Annotated in this window: 1 protein-coding gene; it reads right to left on the bottom strand. The window is 71.6% G+C overall.

Annotated elements, in window-relative coordinates; all coding sequences use genetic code 11:
• Positions 1-327 (bottom strand): Na+/H+ antiporter NhaA (locus tag QK442_RS36305; RefSeq protein WP_282698408.1); only part of this gene is annotated, 327 nt, incomplete at both ends.

The raw sequence follows: 327 nt of genomic DNA, 5'->3' as shown, positions 1-327 counted from the left end.
GCCGGCGACGGTGGCGTGGACGCCGGAGTTGTACATCAGCGCCCAGACGGCGAGGCCGAGGGGGACGTACCACCACCAGCCGCGCACCCGCAGGCGCTGGAGGACGTGGAAGAGGACCAGCCCGGCGACGGCCCCGCCAAGCGCCCAGAAGTTCAGGTCGGAGGTGAAGAAGACGGCGATGATGAGGATGGCGCCGAGGTCGTCGACGACCGCGAGGGTCAGCAGGAAGGCCCGCAGCGCGGAGGGGAGGTGGGTGCTGATGACGGCGAGGACGGCGAGGGCGAAGGCGATGTCGGTGGCCATCGGCACGGCCCAGCCGTCGAGGCT

It is taken from the genome of Streptomyces sp. CC208A (assembly GCF_030010625.1).
GTDB lineage: Bacteria > Actinomycetota > Actinomycetes > Streptomycetales > Streptomycetaceae > Streptomyces.
The sequence above is the reverse complement of the archived record's forward strand: the minus strand, read 5'-3'. Positions and strand labels throughout refer to the sequence as shown.